The 20,726-nt window shown below is 69.2% G+C and carries 22 protein-coding genes; 5 read left to right on the top strand and 17 right to left on the bottom strand.

From position 1 onward, the window contains the following. Nucleotides 1-43 precede the first annotated feature (43 nt). Nucleotides 44-1,678, bottom strand: a complete 1,635-nt coding sequence (locus O7546_RS20230) for a glycosyl hydrolase family 18 protein (RefSeq protein WP_194801191.1) — start codon at nt 1,676-1,678, stop codon at nt 44-46. Nucleotides 1,679-1,821: 143 nt separating this feature from the next. Here O7546_RS20230 and O7546_RS20235 point away from each other — a divergent pair, with 143 nt between their 5' ends. Further along, on the top strand, nt 1,822-2,310 hold the full coding sequence (locus O7546_RS20235) for a glutathione peroxidase (protein WP_281599942.1): 489 nt from the start codon (nt 1,822-1,824) through the stop codon (nt 2,308-2,310). A gap of 72 nt (nt 2,311-2,382) precedes the next feature. Here O7546_RS20235 and O7546_RS20240 read toward each other — a convergent pair whose 3' ends face one another. The 3 genes from O7546_RS20240 to O7546_RS20250 form a co-directional block, all read right to left on the bottom strand. Further along, nucleotides 2,383-3,186, bottom strand: a complete 804-nt coding sequence (locus O7546_RS20240; RefSeq protein WP_043329427.1) for an SGNH/GDSL hydrolase family protein — start codon at nt 3,184-3,186, stop codon at nt 2,383-2,385. 106 nt (nt 3,187-3,292) lie between these two features. After that, nucleotides 3,293-3,811, bottom strand: a complete 519-nt coding sequence (locus O7546_RS20245) for a GNAT family N-acetyltransferase (RefSeq protein WP_269697365.1) — start codon at nt 3,809-3,811, stop codon at nt 3,293-3,295. An 8-nt stretch (nt 3,812-3,819) separates the two neighbouring features. After that, nucleotides 3,820-4,170 carry a DUF2203 domain-containing protein gene (locus O7546_RS20250; protein ID WP_260034125.1) on the bottom strand — a complete coding sequence of 117 codons (351 nt, stop codon included), beginning with the start codon at nt 4,168-4,170 and terminating at the stop codon, nt 3,820-3,822. A gap of 144 nt (nt 4,171-4,314) precedes the next feature. Between O7546_RS20250 and O7546_RS20255 the strand changes: the two genes are divergently transcribed. Beyond that, nucleotides 4,315-5,409 carry a helix-turn-helix transcriptional regulator gene (locus tag O7546_RS20255; protein WP_281599943.1) on the top strand — a complete coding sequence of 365 codons (1,095 nt, stop codon included), beginning with the start codon at nt 4,315-4,317 and terminating at the stop codon, nt 5,407-5,409. A gap of 555 nt (nt 5,410-5,964) precedes the next feature. On the opposite strand, the gene O7546_RS20260 is transcribed toward O7546_RS20255, so the two are convergent. Genes O7546_RS20260 through O7546_RS20275 form a run of 4 tightly spaced genes read right to left on the bottom strand, consistent with a single transcriptional unit; the run spans nt 5,965 to nt 8,001 of the window. Then, nucleotides 5,965-6,324 carry a DivIVA domain-containing protein gene (locus tag O7546_RS20260; RefSeq protein WP_281599944.1) on the bottom strand — a complete coding sequence of 120 codons (360 nt, stop codon included), beginning with the start codon at nt 6,322-6,324 and terminating at the stop codon, nt 5,965-5,967. Beyond that, entirely contained in the window at nt 6,324-7,397 is a 1,074-nt protein-coding gene (locus O7546_RS20265; RefSeq protein ID WP_281599945.1) for an oxidoreductase, read from the bottom strand. The genes O7546_RS20260 and O7546_RS20265 overlap by 1 nt, the downstream gene beginning before the upstream one ends. Further along, nucleotides 7,394-7,756: a hypothetical protein gene (locus O7546_RS20270; protein ID WP_281599946.1), complete on the bottom strand. Its 363-nt coding sequence runs from the start codon at nt 7,754-7,756 to the stop codon at nt 7,394-7,396. The genes O7546_RS20265 and O7546_RS20270 overlap by 4 nt, the downstream gene beginning before the upstream one ends. Then, complete coding sequence (locus tag O7546_RS20275) at nt 7,747-8,001, bottom strand: hypothetical protein (RefSeq protein ID WP_281599947.1); 255 nt, start codon at nt 7,999-8,001, stop codon at nt 7,747-7,749. The genes O7546_RS20270 and O7546_RS20275 overlap by 10 nt, the downstream gene beginning before the upstream one ends. A gap of 228 nt (nt 8,002-8,229) precedes the next feature. Between O7546_RS20275 and O7546_RS20280 the strand changes: the two genes are divergently transcribed. Together O7546_RS20280 and O7546_RS20285 are read left to right on the top strand one after the other, a co-directional pair. Next, complete coding sequence (locus O7546_RS20280) at nt 8,230-9,393, top strand: helix-turn-helix transcriptional regulator (protein WP_262013283.1); 1,164 nt, start codon at nt 8,230-8,232, stop codon at nt 9,391-9,393. Further along, nucleotides 9,390-9,938: an isochorismatase family cysteine hydrolase gene (locus O7546_RS20285; RefSeq protein WP_262013284.1), complete on the top strand. Its 549-nt coding sequence runs from the start codon at nt 9,390-9,392 to the stop codon at nt 9,936-9,938. The genes O7546_RS20280 and O7546_RS20285 overlap by 4 nt, the downstream gene beginning before the upstream one ends. Nucleotides 9,939-11,659: 1,721 nt before the next feature. Here O7546_RS20285 and O7546_RS20290 read toward each other — a convergent pair. From O7546_RS20290 to O7546_RS20330, 9 genes are read right to left on the bottom strand one after another with little or no spacing between them, the layout of a single operon-like run. Further along, nucleotides 11,660-13,300, bottom strand: a complete 1,641-nt coding sequence (locus O7546_RS20290) for an ammonium transporter (RefSeq protein WP_281599948.1) — start codon at nt 13,298-13,300, stop codon at nt 11,660-11,662. Further along, nucleotides 13,278-14,348 carry an urea transporter gene (gene yut, locus O7546_RS20295; protein WP_281599949.1) on the bottom strand — a complete coding sequence of 357 codons (1,071 nt, stop codon included), beginning with the start codon at nt 14,346-14,348 and terminating at the stop codon, nt 13,278-13,280. The genes O7546_RS20290 and yut overlap by 23 nt, the downstream gene beginning before the upstream one ends. An 18-nt stretch (nt 14,349-14,366) precedes the next feature. Then, nucleotides 14,367-15,284: an urease accessory protein UreD gene (locus O7546_RS20300; RefSeq protein ID WP_281599950.1), complete on the bottom strand. Its 918-nt coding sequence runs from the start codon at nt 15,282-15,284 to the stop codon at nt 14,367-14,369. Beyond that, nucleotides 15,281-15,910: an urease accessory protein UreG gene (gene ureG / locus O7546_RS20305; RefSeq protein WP_260034115.1), complete on the bottom strand. Its 630-nt coding sequence runs from the start codon at nt 15,908-15,910 to the stop codon at nt 15,281-15,283. The genes O7546_RS20300 and ureG overlap by 4 nt, the downstream gene beginning before the upstream one ends. 30 nt (nt 15,911-15,940) lie before the next feature. Then, nucleotides 15,941-16,618, bottom strand: coding sequence for an urease accessory protein UreF (locus O7546_RS20310; protein WP_262013288.1), 678 nt, complete (start codon nt 16,616-16,618; stop codon nt 15,941-15,943). Nucleotides 16,619-16,635: 17 nt separating this feature from the next. Further along, a complete protein-coding gene (gene ureE / locus O7546_RS20315; protein ID WP_013475749.1) occupies nt 16,636-17,199 on the bottom strand; it encodes an urease accessory protein UreE in 564 nt (187 codons plus the stop codon). A 59-nt stretch (nt 17,200-17,258) separates the two neighbouring features. Continuing rightward, nucleotides 17,259-18,977, bottom strand: coding sequence for an urease subunit alpha (locus O7546_RS20320; protein WP_262013290.1), 1,719 nt, complete (start codon nt 18,975-18,977; stop codon nt 17,259-17,261). Nucleotides 18,978-19,018: 41 nt separating this feature from the next. Further along, on the bottom strand, nt 19,019-19,498 hold the full coding sequence (locus tag O7546_RS20325; RefSeq protein WP_151499870.1) for an urease subunit beta: 480 nt from the start codon (nt 19,496-19,498) through the stop codon (nt 19,019-19,021). 43 nt (nt 19,499-19,541) lie between these two features. Further along, on the bottom strand, nt 19,542-19,844 hold the full coding sequence (locus O7546_RS20330; protein ID WP_013287657.1) for an urease subunit gamma: 303 nt from the start codon (nt 19,842-19,844) through the stop codon (nt 19,542-19,544). A 150-nt stretch (nt 19,845-19,994) separates the two neighbouring features. Between O7546_RS20330 and O7546_RS20335 the strand changes: the two genes are divergently transcribed. Further along, a complete protein-coding gene (locus O7546_RS20335) occupies nt 19,995-20,723 on the top strand; it encodes a YoaK family protein (RefSeq protein ID WP_281599951.1) in 729 nt (242 codons plus the stop codon). The last annotated feature ends 3 nt before the right edge of the window (nt 20,724-20,726 follow it).

The raw sequence follows: 20,726 nt of genomic DNA on the forward strand, positions 1-20,726 counted from the left end.
TGCGGCCCCTCCCCGCCGGGTGGGTGGTGCGTCGGCCCTCGGCTCAGCCGAGACCGCCCTTGATGGCGCCGATCAGCTCACCGTTGCTGGTGTCACCGGAGAGCTCCCAGAAGAACGCGCCACCGAGGCCCTGGCTGTTGGCGTAGCTCATCTTCCCGCCGATGGTCGACGGGGTGTCGTAGCTCCACCAGTTGCTGCCGCACTTGGCGTACGCCGTGCCGCCGACGGTGCCGGTGGCCGGGCAGCTGTTCTTGAGCACCTTGTAGTCCTCGATGCCGGCCTCGTAGGTACCAGGTGCCGCGCCGGTGGCGCTGCCGCCGGGTGCGGCCTGGGTCACGCCGGTCCAGCCGCGTCCGTAGAACCCGACGCCGAGCAGCAGCTTGCTGGACGGTACGCCCTTGGACTTGAGCTTCTGGATCGCCGCGTCCGACCAGAAGCCCTGCTGCGGGATGCCGGCGTAGGAGTAGAGCGGCGAGTGCGGCGCGGTCGGCCCCTGCGCGTTGAAGGCGCCGAAGTAGTCGTACGTCATCGGCATCAGCCAGTTGAGGTTGTTCGCGGCGCCGGCGTAGTCGGTGGCGTCGATCTTGCCGCCGTTGCTGCCGTCGGCGGTGATCGCCGCGGTGACCAGGAAGCTGGAGCCGAACTTGCTCCGCAGGGCCGAGACCACGTTCTTGAACGCGTTCGGGCCGCTGCTGTCGCACTGGAGGCCGCAGGCGTTCGGGTACTCCCAGTCGACGTCGATGCCGTCGAAGACGTCCGCCCAGCGCGGGTCCTTGACCAGGGAGTAGCAGGAGTCGGCGAACGCGGCCGGGTTCTGCGCGGCCTGGGTGAAGCCGCCGGACCAGGTCCAGCCGCCGAAGGACCAGAGCACCTTCAGGTTCGGGTACATCTTCTTGAGCTTGCGCAGCTGGTTGAAGCTGCCGCGCAGCGGCTGGTCCCAGGTGTCGGCGACGCCGTCGACGCTGTCCGCCGCGGTGTACGCCTTCTCGTAGTCGGCGTAGCTGTCCCCGATGCTGCAGCGGCCGCCGGTGGTGTTGCCGAAGGCGTACAGGATGTGGGTCAGCTTCGCGGCCGAGCCGCTGGTGTGGATGTTCTTGACGTGGTAGTTGCGGGCGTAGACGCCCCACTCGGCGAAGTAGCCGACGATCTTCTTGCCGCCGGGCGGCGGCGTGGTGGGCGGCTGCGTGGTCGGCGGGGCGGTCGTCGGCGGTGCCGTGGTGGGCGGCGCGGTGGTCGGCGGCGCCGTGGTGGGCGCGGTGGTCGTCGGCGTGCCGCCGCCGGTGCAGGAGCCGCCGTTGATCGTGCAGCTCACCGGCGCCTTGTACGCGCCGGTGCCGTTGTAGCCCCAGCTGAAGCTGGCGCCGGGGGCGAGCGTCGACGCCCAGCTCTTGTTGACCGCCACGTAGCGGTCACCGCTGCGGGTGATGTCGGCGTCCCAGGAGCTGCTGATCGAGGTGCCGGAGGGCAGCGTGAACTCGATGCGCCAGCCGTTGACGGTGGAGCTGGTGCCGTTGGTGACTGTCACCCGTCCCTCGTGGCCGGTCCCCCAGTCCTGCACCTTGGCGAAAGTGGCGGTGACGCTGCCGGCGGCCGACGCGGTGGTCATGGGCACCGCGGCGACCGCGAGCGCGACCACGGCGCCGGTGGCCCACAGGGCCCGGCGGAGCGATCTCTTCATACGGCGTCCCTCCAATAGTTAGGAAACTTTCCAAATTGATTGCTGAGACGCTACTCACGCCGTCACCACTTAGTCAAGATGTCGATGCATCGATTTCACGGGTGGCGCGGGACGGTGGGCGCCAAGGCCCGTAGCCTCGTCCCATGACCGTTTTCGACGTCCAGATCGACGCCCTCACCGGCGGCCCGGCCGACCTCGGCGGCTACCGCGGCCGCGCCCTGCTCGTGGTCAACGTGGCCTCCCGCTGCGGCCTCACCCCGCAGTACGCGGGCCTTCAGGAACTCGCCGACACGTACGCCGGACGCGGGCTGACCGTGCTCGGGGTGCCGTGCAACCAGTTCGCCGGCCAGGAGCCGGGCAGCGCCGCCGAGATCGAGGAGTTCTGCCAGATCAACTACGGCGTGACGTTCCCGCTGACGGAGAAGGTCGACGTCAACGGGCCCGACCGGCACCCGCTCTACGCGGAGCTGGTGTCCACGCCGGACGCCGAGGGGCACACCGGCGACGTGCGCTGGAACTTCGAGAAGTTCCTCGTCGCGCCGGACGGCACGGTGGCCGCCCGGTTCGGCCCGCAGGTCACGCCCGAGGATCCTGAGCTGCGCGCGGCGATCGAGAAGGTCCTGCCGGCCTGACGGGCACACCGCCGCCGGGCACGGCGAAGCGGCACGCTCCCGCGGGGAGGCGTGCCGCTGCCGCGGACCGGGTCAGCCGGCGGCGGACCGGAAGACCGGGTAGTAGCCGCCGGACTGCCCCGCGGCCGTCGGGTGGTACGACTTGCTCAGGCTCAGCACGTTCAGCGCGTGCAGCCACTTGGTCCCGCCGCTGCACAGCTGGTGGCCGACGAAGATGGAGCGGACGTCGGCGAATTTGAAGCCGGCCGAGACGGCGGCCGTACGGGTGATGTCGTCGAGCAGGTTGATGCCCTCGTTGATCTTCGCCCGGGACGTCGCGCTGAGCCCGACGCAGGTGGTGCCGAGCTGGTAGAAGACCGGGTAGCCGACCACCACGACGCGGGCCGAGGGCGAGCGGCTCTTGATGCCGTTGTAGACGTTGGCGAGGCGGCCCGGCATCGAGGTGCGGGCCACGTTCATGGCGGACTGCACGGCCGCCACGCACTGGGTCTCCCCCTGGAGCACGCAGGTGCTCATGATGTTGGCGAAGCCGACGTCGTTGCCGCCCACCGTGACGCTGACCAGCGTGGTGGTGGAGGAGAGCGCGGAGAGCTGGCTGTTGATGACGTCCGCCGTGGTGGCGCCGGAGCAGGCGACCGAACGGTACGACGCGGGCTTGATGTTGGCGTTGTAGAGCGCCGGATAGGCGTTCGTACTGCGTAGGCAGTTACCGCTCTCGGACGTGTAGCTGTCGGCGCCGACGCCGGAGGCGTACGAGTCGCCGAGCGCGACGTAGCGGTCGGACGGGGCCGCCTGGGCGGGGGCGGCCAGAGACAGGGTGACCCCGACCGAGGCGGCCAGGGTCAGGGCGAGGGTGGCAAGACGGGATCTCCGCACGTCGCACTCCTGGGGGCGTGAAGTGGTGGTGAGAGATAGATATCAATAAGATCACAGCGCATGGAAGATCACCGATTTGCGGCCGGGCGCGTATAGCGACTTACGCCTACAAATCGTTGCCGGTTTCGCGGAGCGGGCTGAAGGATTGTTCCGCCGGGATCGTCAGCCGCATCGCCGGGTCGGCGGTCTCCCGGAAACCCAGGGCACGATAGAGCGGCCGGCCGGCCGCCGAGGCCCGCAGATCCACCCGGCGCACACCCCGGTCCCGGAACCACGCCAGCAGCGCGGTCAGGCAGGCCCGGCTGTGGCCACGTCGGCGGTACGCCGGGTCGGTGCTGACGTTGAAGACGTACCCGACCAGGCCGCTCGGATCGTCCGGCCCGCCGAGTCGGCGCTCCACAGTGCCCACCGCGCAGGCCGCCAGCGACGCGCCGCCCGGCGCGTCGACCACGAAGGCGGCGAGCCACGGGTCCGGCTCAGCCAGCCAGGTACGCAGATTGTCCCGGGCGACGTCCTGCCAGCGACCCGGCGGCGTCGGCACCCCGCTCATGCCGGCGAGCATCAGCCCGCGCAGCCGCACCAGCTCGTCGGCGTCGGACGGCACCGCCCGGCGCGCGTCACCCACAGGCCGGCTCAGACGGGACGACGGCCGGCGAACCCGCACTCGACCCGGTGATACCACCGGATGTCGGTGTCCCCCTCCAGCCAGCACCACAGCACCGCCCGGCCGTCACGCTCACCGGGAAAGTCGAGCAGCACCGGGGCGATCCCCTTGACCGCGATCTCGTGCTGGTGGAACTCGTCCACCACGAGATGCAGGCGCGCCTCCAGCGCCTTCACCTCGGCGAGCCCGCCGAGCGCGCTGACGCCGTGATCGGCCAGATCGACCCGCAGCTCGGCCAGGTCGGCCCGCAGCCGGATCAGCTCGTCGACGCGCGGCCGCAACGTGGCCACCAGGTGACGCGCCTGGGCGAGAGTGAACACCGGGCCAGTATGCGGCACGACCGCGCCGGGAGAAGTCTCCACATGCTACGACCGTCGCCGGGCTTCCCTTTCACGTTCACCGGCTCTCGTGACGGACGGTCAAGTCGGGAACACGGGAGGACGGAAGTGTGCGATTATCGCACCATGGTCGATGACAGCGACTGGGCGACGGTCGGCGAGCAGATCCGGCAGGCACGTCTCGGGGTCGGCCTGTCGCAGGCTGAGCTGGCCACCCGCATCGGCCTCGACCGCACGATGATCGCCAAGGTCGAGGCTGGTGCCCGCCGCGTCGACGCGTTGGAACTTGTCCGTCTCGCCACCGCGCTCGACGTCACGATCGACTATCTCCTGCATCGACGGCCGGCCGTCATCTCTCATCGCACCGACCTGCTCGCCGAAGACGAAAACGTGGAGTCCGCGCGCAGATCCCAGCGTCTCGACATCGCACTGTCCGCCTGGCTCGGCGACGTCCGGCAGATGATCGATGTGGGAACGCTGCGTCCGAACGCCCCGACCCGATACCCCGGACCGGTCGAATCGGAGGCTGACGCGCGGATGGCCGCACGATGGCTACGCGAGGCACATCGTCTCGGCGAGGAACCGATCACCACGCTCATGGAGTTCAGCGAGCGCTGCGGACAATACGTTCTGGTCATCGACCTGCCGGGGGACGGCGCCTCCCTGATCGACGGCGACACCGCCGTGGCGGTGGTGAGCGCCAAGGGTGATCCGGGCAGGCGGCGAGCCACTGCGGCCCACGAACTCGGTCACCTGGTACTCGGCGACGAGTACTCCAGCGACCTGGCGGTGCACCTGTCCCGGGCCGATCGCGAGTCCATGATCAATGCATTCGCGGCGGAGCTGCTGCTGCCGCTTGCGGCCTTCTCCGGCCCCGTCCCGGACGGCAACCCGCGCGAACAGATCATTCGCCTGGCCGCCACGTACCGCACATCCTGGTCGCTCGCCCTCAGACAGGCCGAGCTGGCCGGCTGGCTTGACACCCCGAGACGGCGCAACCTGAACCAGGTCACCCCCACCCAGGCGGAGTTCATGGACGCCGTGGGTTGGGCGCCGCAGCCCGACCTGAACGCGGAGCGCGTTCCGCCCAGCTACTCACACGCGGTGATGCAGGCATGGCGCCGCAATCTGGTGACCGGCCCCCGTGCGGTCGAACTGCTGCACGGCCAGATCACCTCCGATGATCTACCTCCGCGCCACGACGCAGATCTGCCGCTGTGACCGACCCTGGAGCGGGTACATCGATGCTGGTCTTCGATACCACGGTGCTGCACCACTTCGCGCTCGCCGACCGGCTGGACGTCCTGGCGAGCATGGTCGCGGAAAACTCATGTGCAACCACCTCGATCGTGCTGGACGAGCTTCGGTCCGGAGCCGAGCGGCATCCGATGCTCACCTCCGCGCTGGAACTGGACTGGATTCGGGTGATCGCACTCGACGACGCGGCCGAGATCCGATGCTTCGCGGCCTGGGTCCGCAGGACCGGCGCCGGCGCCCGTCACATGGGCGAGGCCAGCGTCTTCGCCGCCGCACAGATCTACAGCGGCACCGCGGTGACCGACGATCGCGACGCGACCAGAGTCGCCCGTGCGTACGGCTTGAGCGTGCACGGAACGATCTGGCTCCTGGCGACCGCATGCGGCGCGGGCACGATGACGGAGATCGGGGCCGGTGCGATCATCGATGCGCTGCGACAGACGAACCACCGGCTCCCGTGCACCGGGGCTCAGTTCCCCGCGCCCGTCGCAATGGCCTGCTCAAGGTGGTCTCACCCCGTCAGCCCACGACGCCGGGCGTCCTCGCGCCGCCCGGAACCTCAGGCGTACTTTGACTGTCGGGGCCGGGACGAGACGGTGGGTCTGGAATGGCCGCGGGAGACCAGACGACGCCGGCAGCCTCCCGCACCTCGGCCTGCCAGGCGCGCAGCGCCCGCTTGATGCGGTCGTTCTCACCCAGCGCGTCGTCGAGCAGCCGGGTCCGCTCCCCCAGCTCGTAGACGAGCCGATGCAGCAGCGCGTCGACGTCGTCGGTCCGGTAACCGCGCCGGCCCAGTGGCGTGCGGGGCAGCTCGACGGCGCTGAGCCGGTCCGCGGTGAGCGGGCCGGCCAGCGCGTTGCGGCTGCGATAGACGCCCATCAGACCCCGCACCCGTCCGGCAGGTGGATCCGCTCGGCCGGCACCCCACCGGCGAGCAGCCGCAGCCGCGACCCGGCCACCATCAACGGTGGACCGCACAGGTAGACCTCCTGACCGGGCCGCCAGTGGTCGAACGCGACGGTGAGCGCGTCGCCCTGCTCTCCCGCCTCCGCCACCGGATCGTGCGAGAACGCGGGCACGACGGTCAGCCAGTCGTTGCTCCTCTGGAGCTTGTCCAGGCTGATCGGGTCGTAGAGGTCGGCGAAGGTGCGGGCGCCGACGACCACTGTGACCCGGCGACCGGCCGGCGCGGCGGCGACCTGCTCGACCAGGGCGCGCAGCGGCGCCAGCCCGGTGCCCCCGGCGACGAGCAGCAGGTCCGCATTCGACGCCGGATCGAGGGTCAGGCCGGTCGACCGGGGCGGGCCGAGCCAGATCCGATCATCGGGGCGTACCCGGTGCACGAGCGTGCGGGAGACGGCGGCGACGGCACGGATGTGGAATTCGATGGTGCCGTCGGCGCGCGGAGCGTTGGCCGGCGAGTACCAACGCCACCGGCCGGGCCGGCGCTCGGTGCAGACGGGCAGCGACTGACCGGGCCGGTACGTCAGGCGGCGCCAGGGGCGCACGGTCACCACGGCGATGCCGTCGGCCGCCCGGTCGTGGTCGACGACCTGCGCCGGCCACCAGGGCGGGCCGTCGCCGGCCTGCTCGACCGCACGGCGCACCGCCGCCGTGGCCCGCCGGGCGGCCCCTGCCCAGGCCGCTGCCAGCTCCGGTGTCCACCTCACCTGCCGGGACACTGTCGCGACGAGCGCGGCCTCGACGGTGAGTAGGTGCGGCAGCAGCCGGTAGCGGCGACAGGCGCGGCCGAGCACTGCCAACAGCGCCGCCCGCCCGGCCGGGTCGTCGCCACCGCTGACCAGCCGTCCGAATGCGGCGAGGAACACCGCCGCCTCCCGCTCCGGCAGCGTCGCGGGGCAGCGGTCCTCGACCGCACACCAGAAGTGGTCGGCTGCCTCGCGGGCGTACCGCATGGTGACGGACCACGACGCGGCCAGGGCGGCGGTCACGAGCCGGCCTCGTCCGAGAAGGCCCGCCGGGCCGCTTTCACCGAGTTTGCCGGCACGTCGAGCGCCCAGAGCACCCCGGCCAGGTAGTCGACCACGCGGCGGTGCTGCGCCTCGGTCAGGCCCAGGCCGCGCCACGCCCCGGCCGCCGGCCGGGCGATGTCGCCCGCCGGTCCGCCGAGAGCAACCGTGAGAGTGAGCGCCAGGTGTCCGGCGAGCCGGGCCCGATCAACCCCGACGAGGTACGGCGCCAGCTCCGCGTCCGCCGCCACCAGCCGCAGCCACCGGGCCACCGCCTCGCGCACCGCCGTCGAGCCGGGCCAGCTCTCCATCGGGTACGCCCCGAGCCCGGTCACGCCCACGGCCAGGCGCCCGGGTCGCCGGCGGCGACCAGCTCGTCCACGCGCTCCTCGGTGAGCCCGGCCGCCCGTAGCGTGCCGCGGCCCCAGCGGGCCAGCCGGCACGGATGCGGCACCCGCTCGCTGCGGCACAGTGGGCCCGTCGGCCACCGTTCCGGCACATGCACCGCCACCGCGCGTACGGCCAGCGCCACATCCTCGTCGCTGACCGGGGTGAGCGCCGGAAAGTCGTCCAGCACCGCCGCCATGAAGAGCCCTTCCGTCGAGAGTCGGAGCGGCACCGGGGCGGGCGGGGACGGCGGACGCGCTCGGGTGACGCCCCACCGGAGCCCAGCACCCGCCCCGGGCCATGCGTCCACCCTCGCCAGCTTGCGGCTCATGGGGTACGACTACGCTCTGCACTTGCGCTGTACCAGCTCTGAAGTCGAGCCGCTAAGCTGCTGGCGGCCGGTCTCGACGCACTCGGAGGCGAGCCGATGACGACCGTGCAGAAGTGGACCGGGCGGGAAACCCGGATGCTGCGGCACGCGCTGCGGATGAGCATCCGCGACTTCGCCGAACACCTCGGCGTCAGCGAGCGCACCGTGTCGAAGTGGGAGGCCGGCCGGGATGCGGTGCAACCTCGACCGGAGATGCAGGCCGCTCTCGACACCGCTCTGGTCAGAGCCAGCGATGAGGCGGTCGCCAGGTTCTGCCAAGCGACGGGCAACGAGCCTCCCGTCCCTGCTGCTTCGGTGACTTCCGGATACCGCATCCACTCCCACAAGTTCATCCCGGCCCACGTCGGGGCGGCTGCGGTACGGGAATTGGCGACTTTGCCGCGGGTGAAGCCCCGCCCGCACGAGTGGCTGCACGTATCGACGACCGATGTGCCGCATCCAGACGGGCAGTGCACAGCGCACGTCTTCGCCTGCGGCGTGGTGGTGCTGCACCTTCAGCAGGAACTCATCTTCAGAAGGCTGGCGGAACTCGCCGCCTGGCGGTACGCCAGCTACGAGGACGACCTACCGTGGGCGACCCGGCAGCTCGAACGGCTGCTGTCGGATCAGTTTGACCGACGAGAAGTGGTCGCGGAGTACGTGATGTCGATGTACCTTCCCCAGGAAATGGGGTGCCGCCCCGAGGAACTGAACAACGCCGTCCGCTTGTTGAGTTTCCCGTCAGTGCTGGTGAACCGTCATGCGGCACCCCGACCACAACCTGTGCCCGAGCACGTCGAGCGGACGTTGTTGACCAAGGGATTCGACGAGCCCACGGCTGTGCCGTTCGGAATCGTCGGAGTATCCGTCGGCTTCGCGACCTGGTCCGGACTCGCCTACCACGCAATCTCACCGGAGCGAGCCCTTACCGCCGACGAACTGGTCTCGCTTGAGATCGACGTGCAGATGCTCTGGGCCTACTGCCGGCAGGTCCAGCGAGTGGTGGAGAACGGGCGAGACCCGGTGGTGCCTCACGGGTTCGGCTGGCGGTTCCTGAGAGCTGCCCACTCGCGACTCACCACCGCACGAGTGCAGGAGACCGCGCAGCACTGCATGATGCGTCAGGCAGCCGTGACGACCAGCGGCCTACCCGAGCGCCTGACGCAGGCCCAGGCGGCGCTTCGCGAAGCAGAGACGACGGCTGGCAGAGTCGGGGCATGAGCGGCAAGCGGGCGGCCCTGATCGTCATCGACATGCAGAACGGCTTCATCAACGACCGGAGCCGACATGTCATCCCGAAGGTCGTGGAGCTGGTCGAACGGTGGGAGGCCACGGGCAGACCGATCGTCTTTACGCGCTACTACAACTATCCGAACAGCCCGTTCGAAAGGCTGATCCACTGGTCGAAGATGCAGCATGTGCCGGAGACAGAGATCGTCCCTGAACTGCGCCGACACGCTGCTCGCGCGCGAGCCGTTCTCGAAAAGCCCATCTACTCGTACTTCACGAACCAGGGCGCGAACCTGACTGCTCGGGAGGGCTGGACCGATCTGGTGTTCTGCGGGGTGGCCACCGAGAGCTGTGTCCTGAAGTCAGCGGTGGACGCGTTCGAGCGCGATCTGACGCCATGGGTGGTCACCGATGCGTCGGCCAGCCACGGCGGTCAGGCCGCACACGAGGCGGGCATCCTGGTGGCGCAGCGTTTTGTCGGTGCCGGCCAACTCATCGACACGAAGACAGTCAACGAGTTGTTCGATCATCGGTGATCGTACGACCGTCCACCACTACCGGTGGCACAACTTTCCACCGGCCGGTGGAACCCTCGGAGACTCTGAAGGAAGGTAGGCGGCTGGCCACGCCAACCCTTGGGAAGTCAGCCTCCGCCCATCGCTCCACCAGACCACTGCTCCACCGGTCGCGGATCTCGTAGTGACCTCCTCTGGCTCCATCCGCAGAGAACCTTCGGTCGCCAACGGACGGCGAAGGCACCAAAGCCGCCATAACAGCCAAGTCACCGCTGTCCGCGCCGACCTCAAAGACTTCAGAAAATTCCCCACACTTCCCCGATATTTCGGAACTTCGAGTTCGCCTTCCAATCGAACCACGTTACTCATGTCTGGCAGTTTTTGGACGACTCCTTGACAAGGAGGCCGCTATCCCACCAAGTACAGGTGGCACTCACGCTAGATGAACTGGTCGTGCGGAAAGGCCGCCCGTTATCGTAGACCTCAATCGTGCCGGACTGACCCTGAGAAGACCAATCCACCTCGACTCGCCAGTCAACGTCATACTTGGAAATCACAGATGAGACAACAAAGCTCTCGGCCTCATCAATGGCGACCTGATAGGGGAACTTCGCGGGATCCAGCCGAGCATTGCGTTCGCCACCGATTGATCCTGTTGTCTTGGACGTTACGGACGGCGGATTCTTGTCAAGATTGGCCTCCAGGTATCTGTACTCGAATGGCTCGCCGCACTGTATATCCACAAGCGTCCCAATGAGGGGCGCCCTGCGAAGACCCACCACGACTACTCGGATGCGATCGATGACAACCCTGGCGTCCGAGACTCCTTGAATAGTAAGCAGCACTTCGTGCCTGTTGACACGCACTGCCCCCTGCTGCCGCGCCCAGGCGGGCCAGTCGATCCATCCGTCATTGGACTGAGGAATTGGACGAGGAGCATTGGGCAGAACCCATCCCTCCCGGCAATACTCGTCAGACTGTTGAACGGCAACGGTTAGCGGCGGCGAAACGTCAGGAGTAGCAGTCGGTGCACCGGACGCCGAAATCCCGGATGATGGAGCCTGCGGTTGGTTGGCCGCCAGTAGATGAGGGACGATAGACGCAACGACGGCAGATACAGCAGTAATCGCAGCTGCCGCTACCGTACCAATCAGTGCGAGCTTAGCAATCTGACGATCGGATGAATGCGATTGATTCGACGAGGCCGGGTTTCGCCTTCGCCTCATTGGCGGCATTGCAACCTCTAAATTCGTAGAATCTGTGGATCACGCGCCTATCGACCCTACTCCACTGGAGATGATTCACCTGAAGAGGCTGACGGCAGACTGAAGAGCTCCGACCGGCCTGCCGCTCACCACAGAGGGGCTTCGTCGACACCCGCCACTGTAAAGGCACCGATCATGTAAGCCAGAGAAGCCAGATCAGGCCGCCCTCTTCCCATTGTGGGGGCAGGCGCAAGATCGACCTGTGCGTATCTTACAAGTGGACGGCCGGCCCGTTGGGACTCGACGCGCCATCCGACTTCCAAGCCGCAGCATGCGAAAACGGTCGTTGCAGACTCCTGACATTCCTCGATTGAATCGATTAGGCATCGGAGACACCCCTAACGTCCTCGGTGCCTGCCGTCGCAGCTTGATTTAATCACTCACAGTCCACAGTGGCAGGATCCCCAGCGGTCTACACGCGCAACTTGACCGAAGGAGTGAGACGTAAGACCCAATCAGGCAGTGGTCGACCACCTATCAGGACTGGACGCGTTCCGCCTCCTGCACGAACGTGTCGCTCCGCCGGGCCCCCATCCGGTCCAGCTCGTCCAGCACCGCCCCCACCCCGTCCGCACCCACCAGCACCGTGACGCGCAGCCGGGCCGACAACGGCTGGTCCTGCCAGTAACCACGCGGCAGCAGGCTGGCCTGTGGCGTCGTCGTCGCCACGGCGGCGTCGCTGACGATGACCGAGATCGCGCCCGCGCGCAGCAGCGCGTCGCGCAGGTCGGCGCTGTTCGCCGCCGGATCAGGCTCCAGCAGCGCGGTGACCACCCGTACCCGCTGGCCTGGTGGCACGGCCGGTTCGCCGACCGGTGCCGCCGCGGTACGGCGCCGGGGGGCGCCGGGCGCGGTCAGGCTGGTCACGCCGCCCAGGTGGTACGCGTCGGCACCCTGTTGCGCCTGGTCCAGGCGCTCCTGGTCGGCGAGCAGCACGCGCAGGCCGATGAGTGCCTGCACCCCGGCGGCGATCAGCCAGGTCAGGACGAAGGAGAACGCGACCACGCTGACCACGCCGACGAGCTGGCGCCACAGCAGGCCGCCTCCGCCGCCGAGGAACAGCCCGTCGGCGCCGAGCGGGTTGACGCCGCGGTTGCCGAACAGGCCGAGCAGGAGCGTGCCGAGCATGCCGCCGACGAAGTGCACGGCGAGCACGTCGAGCGCGTCGTCGAGGCGCAGCAGGTATTTCAGCTTCAGCGCGAAGTGGCAGACCAGGCCGGCCAGCGCGCCGATCGCCACGGCCGAGGCCGCGTTGACGTACCCGGCGGTCGGGGTGACAGTGGCGAGGCCCGCGACCGCGCCGGAGACCGCGCCCACGACGGTGCTGTGTCCGTCGGTGACGCGTTCGAGCGCCAGCCAGACGAGCATCGCCGCGGCGGCGGCGAGGTGCGTGTTGAGGACGGCCTGCGCGGCGAGGCCGTTGGCCTGGAGTCCGTCGCCGCCGTTGAAGCCGAACCAGCCGAACCAGAGGATGCCGGCGCCGACGATGGTCAGCGGGATCGAGTTCGGTGGTGCGGCGGTGTGCGGCCAGTCCCGGCGCCGGCCGACGACGAGCAGCACGGCGAGGACGGCGGCGCCGGCGCTGGCGTGCACGACGAGCCCGCCGGCCCAGTCCTGGGTGCCGAACTTGGCGAGCCATCCGCCGGGGTGCCAGAGCCAGTGCGCGATCGGCGCGTAGACCACAATCGACCAGACCGCGAGGAACAGCACCCACCCGCCGAACCTCAGCCGACCGGCGGTGGCGCCGGTGACGAGCGCCGGTGTGATCACCGCGAACATCATCTGGAACAGGACGAACGCCAGCGTCGGGATGGTGATCCGGCCGTCGACGACGTGCAGGTTGGGTGCGGGCGGCACCTTCAGGTCGGTGAGCCCGAACAGTTCCAGGTTGCCGAAGAGTCCGCTGCCGGCGTCGTCGCCGAAGGCGATGGTGTAACCGACGAGCACCCAGGTCAGGCTGACCACGCCCAGCGCGATCATGTTCTGTTGCAGCATCGCCAGCACGTTGCGGGTGCGGACCATGCCGCCGTAGAACGCGGCGAGCCCCGGCGTCATGAACAGGACGAGGCCGGCGCAGACGAGCACCCAGGCGGTGTCACCCGCGTTCGGAGCGGACACGGTTTCCCTCGTTCTCTCGCAGGTGGACGGAGTCGCGGACGGTGTGCATCACGGTGTCCTTGACCCGATCGTGGTTGGGCACCGGCGCGAAGTGCCGGTCCGGCAGCAGCAACAGCCAGGTGGCGATGTTGAACGGCCCGGTCAGCACCGGGATGCCGAGCGGGGTGAGCATGGTGGTCAGCGCCATCTGCACGAACAGCGTCAGCGCGATGCCGAACAGCGTGTAGACGGTGACCAGCGCGCCGGGGCGGTGCGCCACGGCGCCCACCACGATCGCGGTCAGCACCGCGTTGAAGGCGAACAGCCCCTTGTCCAGGGACGCGCCGTCGGCGCCGAACCAGAGCGCCAGCAGTGTCGCGCCGACCGCGCCGATCACCGCGAACAGCGCCGACCAGCGGGAGTTGATCAGCAGGGCGACGAGGATGAGCAGGCCGGTGACCCAGCTCTCGATCAGGTAGACCTGGGACACGCCCTTGAAGAAGACCGGGATGAGGCCCCAGTCGAACGTGCCGCCGGTCAGCGATCCCTCACCGGGGAACTTCGGGGTCAGCTTGGTGAGCACCGTGAACCTGTCGAACTGGTACGCCGCCATCAGCAGGAACCAGGTCGTGAGCACGAACGGGAACGTGTAGGCGGTCAGGTTCCAGCGTTTGAAGACGGCGTTGAGGGCGAGCGTGACCACCACCGTGCCGATCGCGCCGAGCACGAGGTAGAGCCACATCAGCGGACGCTGGTCGAGGAACGTGGGCACCGCGAGCCCGGTCAGCAGCGGACTGAAGCCGAACAGGCCCTTGCGCCAGCTCGACATGTCGACCCGCAGCGCCAGCGCGGTCGCGGTGCCGACGACCAGGCCGAGCACGCCGCCGCCGAACACCCGGGGCGTCCCGTTCTCGAACGCGCCCCAGGCGAGCGCGATCAGGATCAGCAGGCCGCTGAGCGGATTGTTCTGGAGCACCACCTGCGCGGCGCCGCGCAGGCTGGCGTCGACGAACCCGGCCGCCGGGTTCCGATCGGCCAGATGGCGCCAGCCACGTCCGATGTCGGCCATGTCGCTGCTCTCCTCGCCTCAACGCCAGCTGAAGACCGGCGGGAAGGTGCAGCCGGTCACCTCTTCGCGGGCGGCAGTGCAGAACGCGCGTACCGCGGCGCGGACCGGTTCGGTCTCCTGACCCAGCACCTTGAACACCAGGCCGGCGTCGTTCGGCAGCCGGCTGACGGCGGTGGCCAGCGGTGTCTGCTCGTCCCACACCGGCGTCGCGGTCCGCTCGAAGACCCTTGCCGCCCGGTCCGGGTCGGTGAGCAGCACGGCGTTGCCGAAGACGTGGAAGCGGTCCATCATCCCGATCCGCGACACCGGGAACCGGCCGGGCGTGATGACGAACTTCTCCACGAACAGCGGGCGTCCGTCGGGCCGCTGCGCCCGCAGCGTGGTGGAGAACAGGTCGTACGCGAAGATCTCGCCGTCGCGGTAGTACTTGCGGCCGGGCTGGAGGACCTCGGCGTACAGCATGGTGGCGGTCTCCGGCAGCCGGACCACGGTGTCGGAGACGAACCGGCTGCGCCGGAACGGGATCACCGGTTCGGGCAGGAACTCCAGGTAGGCGTCCTGCGCCAGGGTGAAGCTCTGGGTCTGGGTGCCGTAGTTGGCGTCCATCTCCTGGATCTTGGTGGCGGCCTGGGTGACCAGGTGCGCCTGCGCGCCCGGCCCCAGGTCGACGTCGATGCGCAGCCGGTCGCCCTGGAGCACGCCACCGGAGGTGGTGAGGATCATGACGCAGGGCAGGCCCGGCATCTCCTCGTCCCAGTACAGCGCGCGCTGCACCAGCAGCGGCGACTGCCGGAAGACGTCGCGCAGGATGGTCCGGTCCTCGCGCCGCTCGAACCCCAGCCGGAGGATGCCCACCTTGCCGTTCGCGGCGGCCGGCAGCTGCGCCGGCTGGTCCTGGTACGGCGCGAGTTCCCGGACGGAGTCCAGAGTGGTCATGCGAGGACTTCGGCGTCGAACAGCGCGTTGCGGCGGACCAGGTCCACCAGGTCGTCGATGCCCTCGCCGGTCTTGCAGTTGGTGAACACGAACGGCTTGCCGCCGCGCATCATCTCGGCGTCGCGGGCCATCACGTCCAGGTCGGCGTCGACGTACGGGGCCAGGTCGGTCTTGTTGATCACGAGGATGTCGGACTTGGAGATACCGGGGCCGTTCTTGCGCGGGATCTTGTCGCCGGCCGCCACGTCGATCACGTAGATGAAGTAGTCGACGAGCGCCGGGCTGAAGGTGAGCGTGAGGTTGTCGCCTCCGCTCTCGATGAGCACGACGTCGCTGTCCGGGAACCGCGCCTCCATGTCCTCGACCGCGGCGAGGTTCATGCTGGGGTCCTCGCGAACGGCGGTGTGCGGGCAGGCGCCGGTCTCCACGCCGACGATGCGTTCCTCCACCAGCACGCCGGTCAGGGCGCGGCGGACGTGCTTGGCGTCCTCGGTGGTGACCACGTCGTTGGTGATGACCAGGATGCGCAGGCCCTGCTCGACCAGGCGGGGCACGACGGCCTCGATGATGGCCGTCTTGCCGCTGCCCACCGGGCCGCCGACGCCGATCCGACTCGCTGATTTCATCTTTGAAAAAGCCCTTCAGGTGATGAGCGCTCAGCTCATGAACATCCGTACGTGTGCGTGCTGGTGTGCGCCGGCCAGCACGTCGAGGTGCGGCGCGAAGCTCTGCATGTCGTCGAGCCCGGCGGTGCGCACCTCCTCGTAGTCCTCGCCGACCCGCTCGTTCACCGCGAAGAGGATCGACTGGGTGTCGAGGTGGTCCACCCGCATGAGCCGGACCGCCGCGCCGAGCACCATGGAGGCCGCGCCGTACTGGTGGGCGGCGAACGCGTCCGCCTCGTCCACGCCGAGTTCGGCGAAGAGCACGCCGAGCGCGACCGGGTAGGTGACCGGGACGCCGGCGCCGCTCTCCGCGACGCGCTTGCGCAGGAGGGACTCCCCCACCACCCGTTCGGCGGCCTCGGCCAGCTTGCGCCCCATGCGGACGGTCATCGTCCGCGTCTCCTCGTTGATCTTGCGCAGGTGTACGGCCTCGTCGGCCGCCCGGATCCGGTCGAGGTCACCGGCGCGGGCGGCGCGGTGCGCCACGAGCAGCGCCACTCCGTCACCGGTGGCGGCGGCGCGCGTGACGGTACGCACGAACTCCTGCAACGTGGCCCGGTCGTGCACCGCCCCCTGTTCGACCGCCGTCTCCAGCCCGTTGGAGAAGGAGAACGCGCCGACCGGGAAGACCGAGTCGCCGAACTGGAGCAGCTTCAGGGCCTCGGTCACCGTGGACACCCCGGCCCTCAGTTCAGGTCGGCGGGCAGGTGCGTGTGCGGGGTCGAGTCGGCCCCGCCGAACAGCCGCCGCGACTCGTGCGGGGCCAGGTACGCGATGATCTCGGTGCCGGGGATGAACTCGTGGGTGAGGCCGGTGAACGCGTGGGTCCGCATCACCGAGTCCATCACCTTGCGGTCCACAGTGAGCGGAACGTACATCTTGGTGCCCTTCACCACCGCCGGCCAGTGCTGGTTGCCGATCGCGTGGCCGAGTTCGACGGCCGAGCGGATCACCATGTCCAGGGACTCCCCGTGCAGCGTGTCGAGGTGCACGACCATCACCTCGCCGAGCGCGATCCGGGCCACCACCGCGGTCGCTGTGGCGTCGTCCCAGGCCAGCACGTCGCCGTCGCGCAGCCGTACGCCGCGGGCCAGGGACAGCGCCAGTTCGGTGCCGAGGCTTGTGGTCCGGCGCAGCCGGCTCTTCTGGGCGTCCCACTGGTCGAGGACCAGGTCGTCGACCTTGGCCTCCCGGAGCCGCTCGGTCCAGGCCGGCTCGTTCACGTTGCCGAGTACCGTTTCGACGAGCATGTGTTCTCCTTTCACGCGACCCCGCCACCGGCCCGGCCGGGGGCTGGCACCGCGCCGGGTCAGCTGAAGAAGTAGAGCTGGCTGAGGGGGAGGTTCTTGGCCGCCGGCACCGTCGCGTGCACGCCGTCCATCTTCACGGCGAAGGTCTCCGGGTCGACCTCGAGCTTCGGCGTACGGTCGTTGCGCACCATGTCGCGCTTGGTCAGGTTGCGGCAGCCGTAGACCGGCATGACCTGCCGTTGCAGGCCGAGCTGTTCGGCCACACCCGACTCGTGCGCGGCCCGGGACACGAACGTCACGCAGTTCTTGGCGACCTGGGTGCCGGTGGCGCCGAACATGGGCCGGTAGTAGACCGGCTGCGGGGTGGGCAGCGAGGCGTTCGGGTCGCCCATGATCGACCAGGCGATCATGCCGCCCTTGAGCACCATCTTCGGCTTCGTGCCGAAGAACGCGGGCTCCCAGAGGACCAGGTCGGCGAGCTTGCCCGGGCTGACCGACCCGATGACGTGCGAGACGCCCTGGGTGATGGCCGGGTTGATGGTCATCTTGGCGACGTAGCGCAGGACGCGGAAGTTGTCGTTGGCGTCGGAGTCCTCGGCCAGCTTGCCGCGGACGTTCTTCATCTGCCCGGCGAGCTGGACGGTCCGCAGCCAGGTCTCGCCCACCCGGCCCATGGCCTGCGAGTCGCTCTGCATCATCGAGATGACGCCCTCGTCGAGGAGCACGTCCTCGGCGGCGATGGTCTCGGTGCGGATCCGGCTCTCCACGAAGGCGACGTCCGAGGGCACCTTCGGGTTGAAGTTGTGGCAGACCATGATCATGTCGTACAGCTCGGACTGGCTGTTGATGCCGTACGGCACCGTCGGCGTGGTCGAGGCGGGCAGCACGTTCATCTGGCCGGCGACCTTGATGATGTCCGGCGCGTGCCCGCCGCCGGCGCCCTCGGTGTGGAAGGTGTGGATGGTGCGGCCCTCGAAGGCGGCGATGCTGTCCTCGATGTAGCCGCTCTCGTTGAGCGTGTCGGTGTGGATGCTGATCTGGACGTCGTACTCGTCGGCGACGGCCAGGCAGGACCGGATCACCGCGGGCGGCGCGCCCCAGTCCTCGTGGATCTTGAAGCTGGGCACCCCGGCCATGATCTGCTCGACCAGCGGCGCCCGGCCGCTGCTGTTGCCCTTGCCCAGCAGGCCGATGTTGATCGGCAGGTTCTCGAAGGCCCGCATCATGTTGTGGATGTTCCACGGGCCGGGCGTGATGGTGACGCCGTTGGTGCTGTCGCTGGGCCCGGTGCCGCCGCCCCACAGGGTGGTGACGCCGTTGCTGAGCGCGGCGTACACCTGCTGCGGGGTGACCAGGTGGACGTGCGCGTCGATGCCGCCGGCGGTCAGGATCAGGTGCTCACCGGAGATCGCGTCGGTGCCCGGACCGGTCACCAGGCCCGGGGTCACCCCGTCCATGATGTTGGGGTTGCCCGCCTTGCCGATCCCGGCGATCCTGCCGTCCTTGATCCCCACGTCCGCCTTGACCACGCCGAGCAGCGCGTCCACGATGGTCACGTTGGTGATCACCAGGTCCACCACGCCCTCGGCGCTCGTGGCCTGGCTGGCACTGCCCATGCCGTCGCGCAGGGTCTTGCCACCGCCGTACATGACCTCGTCACCGAGGACCCGCAGGTCCTTCTCGATCTCGATGTAGAGGTCGGTGTCACCCAGCCGGATCTGGTCGCCCGTGGTCGGGCCGTACATTCCGGCGTATTCCTGCCGTGAGATCTGACTCATGCGTTGTCGCTCCAGCTCTGGCGCATCTGAGAGTGGCCGGGCTACTTGCCCTTGCCCTTGCCTTGGTCCTGGCCCTTGCCCTGGTCCTGCTGCTGCGACGTGGTCTTGAAGCCGCGCGTCTGGGCCTGGTGGAGCGCCTCGGCCCGGTCCGGCCGGTAGCCGGGGATCGGCCCGTCGCCGGTCCAGCCCTGGACCAGGCCGTTGAAGCCGTACACCCGCTGGGAGCCGCCGTACGGGACGAGTTGCACGGTCTTGCGGTCGCCGGGCTCGAACCGGATCGAGGTCGTGGCCGGGATGTTCAGCCGCTTCCCGAACGCCGCCGGGCGGTCGAACTCCAGGAAGCGGTTGGCCTCGAAGAAGTGGAAGTGGGAACCGACCTGGATGGGCCGGTCACCGGTGTTGTGCACGACCACCTCGGTCACCGGCCGCCCGGCGTTGAGTTCCAGAGGTTGGTCGCTGAGCTTGTAACCGCCGATGGGCCGAAGGTGCTTGGAGTTCGGTCCCGGGTGTTGCTTCGCCATGTCGCCCCCGCTCCGCCGGAGACCGTGGCCTCCGGTCGCTGCTCTACTGGATGGGTGAGTGGACGGTGATCAGCCGTGACCCGTCGGTGAAGACCGCTTCGACCTGGAGCATCGGGATCATGTCCGCCACGCCGGGGATCACGTCGTCGGCGGTGAGCACGTGGCTCGCATCGTTCATGACCTCCTCGACGGTCTTGCCCTCGCGCGCGCCTTCGAGCGCCGCGGCGCAGATCACCGCCACGGCCTCGGGGTGGTTGAGCTTGACCCCGCGCGCCTTGCGGGCGTTCGCGACCATCGCCAACGAGTGGATCGTCAGCTTGTCGAATTCCTTCGGCGTGAGATGCACGTCGCGATCCCTTCACGTACTTTCGACTATGTCGTCACACTAGGAGGGGTTTATGGGCAAAACAGGCTTTCGGTGAGATTCCCGGAATCGGCGTGCGCCCGCCTGCGCCGGACGCTGCCGGGGCCGCTCCTGCACACGGACGGGGAAAGGGTGAACCGGTCGGCGTCGTACGACTCCGCGGACTCCTACCGGGAGTTCCGCCATCCGCTCGCGGCGCTCGTGCTCGCCGTCGTCACCGCCGGCGCGTTGGACGCCTTCGCGTTCCTGCGGTACGGCGCATTCGTCGCCAACCAGTCCGGCAACGCCATCTTCCTCGGCATGGGACCGGCCGGCGGGCATCGCACCTGGCCGGTCTCGGCGGCCTCGATCATCGCGTTCGCCACCGCCGCCGGACTGACGAACCTGCTCCGCCGCCGGACCCGGCCGACGGCGGCGCCGCTCGTCGACATCGCGGTCACCGAGGCCGCCATGATCGTCTGGACGGTGCTCAACCTGACGCTCGCGTACGGCCGGGACGGCACAGCGTCCCGGGTGCTGCTCGCCGCCGCCGGAGCGGTCGCCATGGGCAGCCTGACCACTGTGGCGAGCCGGACCGCGGGCATCGCGACGCCGATCACCTACCAGTCGGACACCACGACCAAGACCGGTGAGCGCGCCGCCCGCTGGCTGCTCGGTCCCGCCGCCGGCCGGGGCCGGGCCCGGCGGGGCACCCTGCTCGGGCTGCTCGCCCTGGTCAGCTACAGCGTCGGCGGCGCAGTCGGCACGCTCGCCCAGCACCAGCCCCGCTGGGTGCCACTGTGGGGGACGCTCGCGCTGGCCGTGCTGATCCTGCTGCTCCGCCGGCACCGGCGACCGGGACCGGCGGCGCGGCCCGGCTGAGCG

It is taken from the genome of Micromonospora sp. WMMA1976 (genome assembly GCF_027497335.1).
In the GTDB taxonomy this organism is placed as follows: Bacteria; Actinomycetota; Actinomycetes; order Mycobacteriales; family Micromonosporaceae; genus Micromonospora; species Micromonospora aurantiaca.